Source organism: Microcoleus sp. S13_C5 (assembly GCF_036700845.1).
Classification (GTDB): Bacteria; Cyanobacteriota; Cyanobacteriia; order Cyanobacteriales; family Microcoleaceae; genus Microcoleus.
In genome coordinates, this window is record NZ_JAUBPR010000089.1 from 18,123 (window position 1) to 28,007 (window position 9,885).

Annotated in this window: 11 protein-coding genes; 6 read left to right on the forward strand and 5 right to left on the reverse strand. The window is 46.3% G+C overall.

From position 1 onward, the window contains the following. Positions 1-510: 510 nt before the first annotated feature. Entirely contained in the window at positions 511-1,386 is an 876-nt protein-coding gene (locus tag QUA04_RS20785) for a hypothetical protein (protein WP_333260071.1), read from the reverse strand. A 178-nt stretch (positions 1,387-1,564) separates the two neighbouring features. Between QUA04_RS20785 and QUA04_RS20790 the strand changes: the two genes are divergently transcribed. Beyond that, positions 1,565-2,113, forward strand: coding sequence for a LeuD/DmdB family oxidoreductase small subunit (locus tag QUA04_RS20790; protein WP_333084947.1), 549 nt, complete (start codon positions 1,565-1,567; stop codon positions 2,111-2,113). A gap of 97 nt (positions 2,114-2,210) precedes the next feature. Here the strand turns inward: QUA04_RS20790 and QUA04_RS20795 are convergent, their stop codons facing one another. Both QUA04_RS20795 and QUA04_RS20800 read right to left on the reverse strand, forming a co-directional pair. Beyond that, entirely contained in the window at positions 2,211-2,633 is a 423-nt protein-coding gene (locus QUA04_RS20795; RefSeq protein ID WP_333260075.1) for an NUDIX hydrolase, read from the reverse strand. 300 nt (positions 2,634-2,933) lie between these two features. Beyond that, positions 2,934-3,359, reverse strand: coding sequence for a DNA-binding protein (locus QUA04_RS20800; protein ID WP_333260077.1), 426 nt, complete (start codon positions 3,357-3,359; stop codon positions 2,934-2,936). Between the two features lie 143 nt (positions 3,360-3,502). Between QUA04_RS20800 and folD the strand changes: the two genes are divergently transcribed. Then, the gene (folD, locus tag QUA04_RS20805; RefSeq protein ID WP_333260080.1) at positions 3,503-4,372 is read left to right on the forward strand and encodes a bifunctional methylenetetrahydrofolate dehydrogenase/methenyltetrahydrofolate cyclohydrolase FolD; all 870 of its coding nucleotides are present in this window, start codon (positions 3,503-3,505) and stop codon (positions 4,370-4,372) included. A gap of 92 nt (positions 4,373-4,464) precedes the next feature. Here folD and QUA04_RS20810 read toward each other — a convergent pair whose 3' ends face one another. Further along, positions 4,465-5,229: a methyltransferase domain-containing protein gene (locus QUA04_RS20810; RefSeq protein WP_333260083.1), complete on the reverse strand. Its 765-nt coding sequence runs from the start codon at positions 5,227-5,229 to the stop codon at positions 4,465-4,467. A gap of 92 nt (positions 5,230-5,321) precedes the next feature. After that, positions 5,322-5,810, reverse strand: a complete 489-nt coding sequence (locus QUA04_RS20815; RefSeq protein WP_333260086.1) for a GNAT family N-acetyltransferase — start codon at positions 5,808-5,810, stop codon at positions 5,322-5,324. 111 nt (positions 5,811-5,921) lie between these two features. On the opposite strand from QUA04_RS20815, the gene QUA04_RS20820 reads away from it, so the two are divergent. From QUA04_RS20820 to QUA04_RS20835, 4 genes are all read left to right on the forward strand, one after another. Beyond that, positions 5,922-6,806: a LysR family transcriptional regulator gene (locus tag QUA04_RS20820; RefSeq protein ID WP_333260089.1), complete on the forward strand. Its 885-nt coding sequence runs from the start codon at positions 5,922-5,924 to the stop codon at positions 6,804-6,806. Positions 6,807-6,996: 190 nt separating this feature from the next. Continuing rightward, positions 6,997-7,923 (forward strand): geranylgeranyl diphosphate synthase CrtE, encoded by a 927-nt coding sequence (gene crtE / locus QUA04_RS20825; protein ID WP_333260092.1) that lies wholly within the window; start codon positions 6,997-6,999, stop codon positions 7,921-7,923. A 14-nt stretch (positions 7,924-7,937) separates the two neighbouring features. Further along, a complete protein-coding gene (locus QUA04_RS20830) occupies positions 7,938-8,396 on the forward strand; it encodes a divergent PAP2 family protein (RefSeq protein WP_333140770.1) in 459 nt (152 codons plus the stop codon). 215 nt (positions 8,397-8,611) lie between these two features. Beyond that, complete coding sequence (locus QUA04_RS20835) at positions 8,612-9,736, forward strand: AAA family ATPase (protein WP_333260100.1); 1,125 nt, start codon at positions 8,612-8,614, stop codon at positions 9,734-9,736. Positions 9,737-9,885: the final 149 nt, after the last annotated feature.

Consider the following 9,885-nt stretch of genomic DNA (forward strand, 5'->3'; position numbering starts at 1 on the left):
ATGTTTGAGTCGGCTCCCGCTGCAACAACAAATATAGAACCTCTCAATAACTGTCGGCTTGACCGTTATGAGCCTGCTTTCTGTGTTTGTGCAGCCGGTCGGCGGGTCGCTCGATATGTAAAAATATACCCAGATCTGACCGAGTTCTATTTTCCTGTTTTCTACCCTTGGATCTGTACGGAGTGAACTTTACCATCCTTTACCGGATGATAATCAATCCCATTCCCGCTAATTTTGACGGTTATTTAGTATAAAGCTTTTCTAGAGACCGCTTAGTGACACCCCTCTTCTTAGTGTGTGATGTTTCCTATTTAAGTTTGTGATCCTAACAAATTTTTATTTTGATACAAATCCGCCGATCGAGTAACGCCGATCGCAAAAATTCAAAATCCCAAAATTATCACTCATAATATAGCTGAGAGTTTCCGAGTTTTTACTCAAAAACTCATTTTGCACGACACCTAGAGCAGCGTGGCGAACTCTAGGGTTAAATTTATCCAACTTACCTGCTTACTTATTTTGTGCTTCCTGTTGGGCTTTATCGCTATTTTGGCGGTAAAGTGCCGTCCGGTTCTGAGCCGTTGTGTAGCGGGGATGCTTGGAAGGCACGGCGGCCATCAAATCGGAAGCTTGCTGCCACTTAGCAGCTACGACTAACCAATCCTGGCGAGATTGAGCGGTTTTGCCCTGGGTGGCTGCTTGTTCGGCTACTCGCACTGCTTGGGCAAAAGAGTCAACAGCAGAATTAACAGTCTCCTTAGAAATTTTCAAAGCAGGTTTTGCCTCAGAGGAAGCGGCAGTGGCAACTGCTTGGGTGCTGGCTTGTGTGCTGTTTGGCACTTGGGAATTAAGTCCTTTGTGGATGGCGGCCGCTGCTGCAAGCAACAGCACAGTCAAGCTGATGCCGCCGACGATACCGCGCTGAAATTGCCGCGGTTGCTGCATCGATCGAGGTATAGCCATTCTCGGCAAAGCCCGCTTGCCTGCTTGAGCGTGGCGTTCGTCATGGGCGGTGGCTAAACGCTTGAACAAATTCGGCTTTCTGAGTTTAATTTCTTGAGACCACAACAGTTGATTCTCCGGATCGCGACTAATTTCTTCGAGCCACAGCAGTTGGTGTTCTCGGACAAGGCGGCTGTTGATGTTGACTCGGCGAATATTGCGCGGCGAAATGCGCTCCAAAATTTCTCGGACTCGATCGACCAAACTAGACTCTTCGAGCAGTTGGGGCGTTGCAGCTTCGCACAGCAGTTGCAGCACCCCGTCTGCAAACACAGCTCGGGCCCTGACCCCTATCTGTGCCAGTTCGTCATTAAGGATTTGAATAATCGATGCAACCGAGCCCTCGCGAGCTTGTCGAGCAATGTCATCTATTGGATTTGCCATAAAACTATCTTGACGCTTAGCAATCTGTTAATTGTTAACCCAAAGTCTCGGATCTAATTTTTACTCATACAGGTTATCACTGACACTGCCAGGTTAAAATGAACAGATGCAAATTTTGCATACTGATCCACTTAAAATTATCACCACAGCATCTAGCGAGGCTAACAGGAAATAAACTATGGGTAAAGTAATTAGCGGTCAAATTTTTGTTGTAGACGACAACATCGATACAGATCAAATTATCCCTGCCGAATACCTGACCCTGGTTCCCTCGAAGCCGGACGAGTATGAGAAACTAGGCAGTTACGCTATGATTGGGTTGCCTGATCGCTACGGTAAGTTTATCGAATCCGGTGAACAGAAAACCCGGTATCCGATTATCATAGCGGGCGAAAATTTTGGCTGCGGTTCTTCGCGGGAGCACGCTCCTATCGCTCTGGGCGCTGCAGGCGTCACAGCAGTGGTGGCTTTGTCTTACGCACGCATTTTCTTTCGCAATTGCTCGGCTACTGGCGAATTGTACCCGATCGAATCAGTTGAGAGACTCTGCGACTTGTTTGTAACGGGGCAAGAAGTGACGATCGACTTTACAGCAGAGGTAATTGTCAACCATACTCTCGATCAAACTTTCTCGCTCAAGCCGTTAGGAGAAGTAGGCCCGGTAATAGATGCCGGAGGGTTGTTTGACTACGCGCGCCAAACGGGAATGATTGCGGCTCGCTCTTAACTGTTAAACCCCCTGCAATGTAGGGTGCACGCCCGGGTGCACCTTACGAATATCTCCCAGGTCAAACCCATGCAATGTAGGGTGCATACCAATTTTCTCAAATCGAGTCAATAAAATTTAACAAAATACGTTGGTGAGCAATCCCAAAAGGTCGCACATCTCCTGACTGCTCAGAAAAGCATTTGCCGGCCCGAATCTGCTCCGGTGTCAACAACTTCATATCCCAACCTTCAAGCAAAACTAAATCCTTGACATCCGCACTAAGTTGTGAGTGAAAAACGTGGCGAACCACATCTTTTTCGACATCGCAACAGAAAAAAGAAACACTTGCAGGAGCATAACTAATTTCTTCTTTCAATTCCCGCAAAACGGCTACTTCCGCAGTTTCTCCCGGTTCCAAGTGTCCGCCAAACAAAGCCCAATGTCCGGGATACCTGATATGAGGAATATCGTCTCGCAACTGACAGAGAAACTTGCCGTCTTGGTACAAAATCGCGATCGCAACGTGAATTTTAGTCATAAGAAAGTTCTGCAACGAGCAATGTACGGGATTAACGGATTTTACGGAGGGATATTGAGGAGAGAAGGAAGAGGGAAGAAGTTCTTTACGAGATAGGGGAAAAGTTGGTGTTGGGGCAGGTTAACCGTAATGTGTAATATCAATAAAAGAGCTGATAAACCCGCCCCCACTAGGATATTATAGTCGATCGACTTTCAGCATAAATAAACCTACCTACAGCGTTTGGGCGCAACTACAAACCTTTGATTTTTATGAAATTGAGGTACTTAATTATTGAAAGAAATTAGTATCTTCATATTTTTATTTATTTTCCGCTGGAGTGCGCTTTAATTGTTCCATTTCCTCCACATAAATTTCACCCAAATCTTTTCCGGCCAATTCCTTCAGAGTAATACTCTTGTAGCGGACTTCTCCCTTCAGCAACACTTCATCGCCAAGCTGGGGCAAATCTTGCTTGGTTAAAATCCAAATACTGCCAGTACCATCCTCAAGTTGATAAGCCGCATTCCCTACAAACGGAGCGCGATTTTCTACCTTCCCCCGAAGATAAACTTCAGCATCCACTTGCCGCTTTTGTTGAACCTCGCCAATGCTAGCAACATTAAAACCAAGATTAAGTTGAGACATGGGTAAATTACCGCAACTGAAGAAACCGCTGGCGAGGATTAGCGACAAAGAGCTGGTACAGAATCTTTGAACCCAAACTTGCTTAATTGCAGTAGTCATTGGTCAACTGATTTGAGATGTGAGATACGACTTACTTTAACAGAATCCCCAGAATCGATCGCAAGTAGAAATTTCTCTAGTGTAGTCCTTGGCGGGGATTAAGCTAAAATCTAAAATCGTCAGCCCCTAACCCAGAGTCTACAATGGATGCCAAAACTGCTCAAATACTAGATGGCAAAGCTTTAGCGACAAAGATTCAAAGCGAGCTGAGCGATCGAGTCCGCGCCCTACAACCCCAAAAGGGGCGTCCTCCGGGACTTGCGGTGCTGATGGTGGGCGATAACCCAGCTAGCGCAGCCTATGTTCGCAATAAAGAGCGAGCCTGCGCTAAGGTTGGCATAGCTTCCTTCGGCCAGCATTACCCCGCAAACGCTACTCAAGCCGAACTAGAACTTGCAATTCGTGCACTCAACGAGGACGATCGAGTAGATGGCATTTTAGTTCAATTACCGCTACCAGAACACTTAGATGCAATTTCGCTGCTGTACCAAATTGCCCCCGACAAAGATGCTGACGGACTTCACCCTGTAAATTTAGGCCGTCTCGTGCGCGGGGAAGAAGGTTTGCGGAGTTGTACTCCCGCCGGAGTGATGCGGTTATTGCAGGAATACCAGATTGATTTAAAAGGAAAAAATGCCGTTGTTTTGGGACGGAGTATTTTGGTAGGTAAACCGATGGCGCTGATGCTGTTAGAAGCCGACTGCACTGTTACTGTAGCTCATTCGCGATCGCAAAACCTAGAATCGATTACCAATCAAGCCGATATTTTAATAGCCGCAGTCGGCAGCACAGAAATGATTACAGCTAATATGGTCAAACCGGGAGCAGTAGTAATTGATGTCGGTATTAACCGCGTCGTCAATCCAGACGGTACGAGTCGTTTGGCCGGAGATGTAGACTTTGATGCTGTTAAAACAGTAGCCGAATTTATCACGCCGGTGCCGGGAGGAATCGGACCAATGACTGTTGCGATGCTTTTGGAAAATACCGTTTCGACCTACAGTATTAAGTAGTAATTAGTCATTATAAATACACCTAACGTAGGGTGCATCCCTGTCGAAAATTCTGGTAAAAAATCGATCGAGTTTTCAGGAAGCGACGCACCCTACTGTTTGACAGCAATAACGCGAATTCGGCGGTAATCTGCACTCCAATTACCATCGCGGTACAGCGCCGATCGCAAACGTTCTTCAACTGCGTTAATTACCTGCGATCGCACATCCTCAGACAACCCCGACAAAAACCCGCCAGCAAACATCTCAATCCAATTTACCATACCCGCGCTGCCACCTTCTAGGGGAGTCGGGCGATCGAACAAAACCGCATAACCCACATCAAATCCCTGCTTTTCCAAAAGCCCAGCATACTCGCCAATACTCGGAAAATACCAAGGATTAAGCGCTTCAGGCTCTTCACATCCAATTTCTGACAAAACACTCAAAAGTGCGCGGACGATCGCCCCCACGTTCCCTTTACCCCCAAACTCAGCCACAAAACGTCCTCCCGGCTTCAACGATTTTTCCACACAATTAATCACAGCATCCGGCTGTTTAATCCAGTGCAAAACTGCATTAGAAAACACAGCATCTAACGGCTCTTCTACTTGAAAATTCCTCGCATCGGGAGCAGAGAATTTAATGTGAGGATAGTTAAGTTTTGCCGTGGAAATCATCGACAAAGAGGAATCAATACCTTGCACAAAAGCACCACTTTGAGCAATCTTTTCAGTTAACTGTCCCGTACCGCAGCCCAAATCCAGTATTTGTTCACCAGCCTTCGGAGCGAGTAACTCCAAAAGCGATTCGCCGTACTGCCAAACAAAAGCATGATTTTGCTCATAAAGAGCTGAATTCCAATAATTTTCTGACATCTCTTCTCTTCTTTCCTCTTCTCTTTTCTTCTCTTCGCGTTCTAGCGCTAACGCGCCACTTCGCTAACGCGCCTTCGCGGTTCGTTATTAAATTATTTGCCAGCAAGCAGATTAATTGCATTCCCATCCATACGGCAAACCCTAATATTTTCCAAAATCCGCGCTCCCTGCTTTTCATAAAAAGCAATTCCCGGCGCATTGCCAGTATTAACAGTCCATTCAATCCGCCCGCAATTTGTGGACTCAGCAATTTGTGCCAAATACTGTAACAGCGCTGTACCGATTCCCATTCCGCGCATAGGAGCTTGGACAAATAAATCATCAAGCCAAAGGCACGGCTGCGTCAATAAACTTGAATAAGAGGAATGAAAAAGAGCAAATCCTACGGCTTTTCCCGCAACTTCCGCCAACAAAACCCGCACTAGCGGAGGCTGGCAAAACAACGTTTGCTGCAATTTATCTGCTGTTGCTGCTAACAAATTTTTAGAGCCATCAAACTCGCTTTTTTGGGAAATAAAAGCCAAGATTAATTCCAAATCTGCCAGCTCTGCTTCTCTAATTTTTATATCCAAATTAGTCATTGTTGAATTATCAATTTCGCCTATTAATCACTGTATGAAATATCAGCATTAATGTCCAATATATGTTTAACTAACCACTTATACTTTTAAAATATCAATGATTGGGGAGCTATGGAACTTCGGCATTTGCGTTATTTCATTGCAGTTGCAGAGGAACTGAATTTCACTCGTGCAGCGGAAAAACTGCATATTGCCCAACCTCCGCTGAGCCAACAAATCCAGCATTTAGAGGCAGAGTTGGGGTTTCAACTGTTTCGCCGCACCAAGCGGACGGTGCATTTAACGGCAGCGGGACAGGTTTTTTTCGAGGAAGCCGGGAAAATTCTGCAGCAAGTTGATCGAGCAATTCAACTCGGCCGACAAACCAGTCGGGGCGAACTCGGCCAACTGACGATCGGCTTTGTGAGTTCCTCCGCACACAACGTGGTTCCAGCGATTTTGCAGGCATTTCGCATTCGGTGTCCCGCCGTTAAGCTGGAACTGCACGAACTGACGACAAACGAACAGTTGCAGCGGCTGCGGTTCGGGCAAATTGATATCGGCTTCGTGCGTCCTCCGGTTGAGGAAGAGGGGATAAATTCTGAAATCGTTTTTCGAGAACCGCTGATCGTGGCACTTCCAGAAACGCATCCGGCGGCCGATCGCACGCATCTTGAATTACGCGAACTTTCCACCGAACCGTTCATTTTATTTCCGCGATCCCAGGCTGCGGGATTGTACGATGCGATCGTCAGTCTTTGTCAGCAAGCAGGTTTTAGCCCGATCGCCGCTCAAGAAGCAATTCAAATGCAAACGATTGTGAGTCTGGTAGCCGCCGAGATGGGAGTGGCGATCGTCCCGGCGTCGATGCAAAATTTTCAGCGCAGCGGGGTTGTTTACAAAGCGTTACCAGAATCAACCTGCATTGTGGCGATCGCTCTGATTTGGCGCAGCGATCCAGCGACGGTGCAGCGGTTTTTGGAAGTCGCCAGACAAATCAGCGGATTTGAGATTTGAGATTGTAAATTTTAGATTGACTGGCAATTTGACAAAGTTATCAAAACTCAAAGATTTTCTGTGCAACAACACCCGTAGAATGATTAATTGATGCTCGGAGTTCGAGCAACTACCGCCGTAAAAGTCGGCACGATGCGACCTGAACGGCTCAGAATATCCCACGTAACTATTCAGTACAAGAGAGCAAGGGATGGTATTGGCAACAGAAATGGGTTCGTCCCAACCGGAATCCTCTTTCGAGCTATCTACTTATCTAGTCAATCGAAAAGAGGCGATCGAGGTAGCTCTCGACAGTGCACTCCCGGTCATCTACCCAGAGAAAATTTACGAAGCAATGCGCTACTCGCTGCTAGCGGGGGGCAAGCGCCTGCGTCCGATCCTGTGTCTGGCTAGCTGCGAACTGGCAGGCGGCACTACATCTATGGCAATTCCGACAGCTTGCGCTTTGGAAATGATTCACACGATGTCGCTGATTCATGACGATTTGCCGGCAATGGACAATGACGACTACCGACGCGGCAAACTGACGAACCACAAGGTTTATGGCGAGGATATTGCTATTTTGGCTGGCGATGGTTTGCTGACCTATGCTTTTGAATTTATCGCCACTAAAACTGAGAACGTACCCCCCCATCAGGTGTTGCAGACGATCGCCCATTTAGCGCGGGCATCGGGCGCTGCTGGACTCGTAGGCGGTCAAGTGGTTGATTTGGAATCGGAAGGAAAGACAGATGTTTCTCTGGAAACTTTGAATTACATTCACGCTCACAAAACAGGCGCGCTGTTAGAGGCCTGCGTAGTGTGTGGGGCAATTCTGGCTGGGGCCTCGGCTGCGGATTTGCAGCGGCTGTCTCGTTTCGCTCAAAATATTGGGCTGGCTTTCCAGATAATTGACGACATTCTGGATATTACTGCTACCCAAGAAGAACTGGGCAAAACTGCTGGCAAAGATGTTCAAGCAGGAAAAGTCACTTATCCGAGTTTGTGGGGAATTGAGGAGTCTCGGCGCCAAGCTTCGCAGCTTGTTGCTGATGCTAAGGCTCAATTGGCAGTGTTTGGGAGCAAAGCTCTACCGCTGCTGGCGATCGCCGATTATATTACCAGCCGCAGTAACTAGAAATACCAAACACTATGCAGGAAATTTGCAGCGGCATTTTAAACAATCATGTACTCGTGGTTGCTTTGATCGCTTGTCTGGCGGCTCAGATCATGAAGTTGCCGATCGAGTTGGTCAAAAATCGCAAGTTTAATCTTCGGTATTTGGTAACAACGGGGGGAATGCCCAGCGCTCACTCGTCTTTTGTGGGCGCTTTGGCTGCAGGAGTGGGACAAACGATGGGATGGGAAAGTCCGGAGTTTGCGATCGCTGCGATATTTGCAATTATTGTCATGTATGACGCAGCAGGCGTCCGCCAAGCAGCAGGCAAGCAAGCTCGCATCCTCAACCAAATTATTGACGAGTTTTTTGAAGAAGATCACAACCTTAATGAGGCTCGCCTGAAAGAGTTGCTGGGACACACTCCTTTTCAAGTGCTTGTCGGTTTGGGGCTGGGAATTACTATTGCTTGGATCGCAGGGCCTGCATATTAAGTTTTAAGTACGGAGTAAATTTGGGACAGTGGTGTTTTTTGACGAGTTGGAGGTAAAAGTTGGCGGCGGGGATTAATTGTTCGGCAACTCATCCGTCTCTAGCTGAGAAAAGCACCCGAACTTTTTGGAAGTTTATGGCAATGCCTATTCCCTAATTAACAACTTCAAAAAGTTCAAAAATTTTTTCACTTCCCACTCCTTGGAATTGTTTTGCTATGCTCCAAAGACTATATGTACACAACTTCAGATGCCTAGAAAACTTTGAACTGCCCATAAAGGGGATGCCATCTGCTCTCTTGATTGGAAAAAATGGTGCAGGTAAATCAACTACTGCCTCTGCATTAGAAGTCCTTCAGAAGATTTGTCGAGGCATCAATAGAATGCGCGACCTTGAAAAACTTAACCTTATTAGCTCGAAAGATTTCGCTCGTGGAAGGTCTGATGTTCCGATCAGGTTTGAAATAGAAGTATTACTCGAAGATAAATTATACAAATATGTCCTTGCCTTAGATTTACCAGAAAAATTTAGAGAGCTTCGAGTTTTTGAAGAGCAATTGCTAGTTGCAGGAGATCCAATTTATTCTCGAAAAGAAGCCCAAGTCACTCTTCACACCAGCTCCCAAAATCGTGAAGCTCAGTTTCGCGTAGATTGGCATCTTGTTGCCCTGCCAGTAATTCAGGAGCAATCTGAGATTGATCCACTTCATATTTTCAAAACTTGGCTGGCTCGCATGATCATTTTAGCCCCGATTCCCAGCTTGATGACGGGAGACTCAAACGGGGAAACTTTGGAGCCAAAGCGAGATGGTTCCAACTTTGGGGAGTGGGTTTCGGGCTTACTGAGTCGCTATCCTGCGGCGTACACACAGGTTGATAAATATCTCCGAGAAGTGATGCCTGACATTCAGGATTTTCTGAATGAACTAATCGGCAAAGACTCGAAAAGCATGATTGTTCGGTTTGAAGTAAATAATGCGAATCTGAGTATTGAATTTAATGACTTATCTGACGGGGAGAAATGCTTTTTTCTTTGCGCTGTTGTCTTGGCTGCCAACAAATTTTATGGCCCACTTTTTTGCTTCTGGGACGAGCCAGATAACTATCTATCCTTATCGGAGGTGGGACATTTTGTAATGTCTCTGCGACGCTCATTTAAAAATAGCGGTCAAATCTTAGTGACATCGCATAATCCTGAAGCAATCCGCAAGTTTTCAAATGAAAATACCTTTGTATTAGATCGCAAAAGCCACTTAGAGCCAACTTTAGTCAGACCGCTGAGTGAGATGTCTGTTAAAGGCGACCTGATAAATGCCTTGATTGGTGGCGACATAGAGCTATGAGTAATAAGTATCAACCGCACATTCATGTGTTGGCCGAAGATGATGCTAATCGCCAGATTGCCAACGGATTTCTGGCTCTCCTGAGTTTATGGTGTAAAATAGATCAACCAATACAGTTATAGTGATGAGCTTTCATTTAGACTATCTAT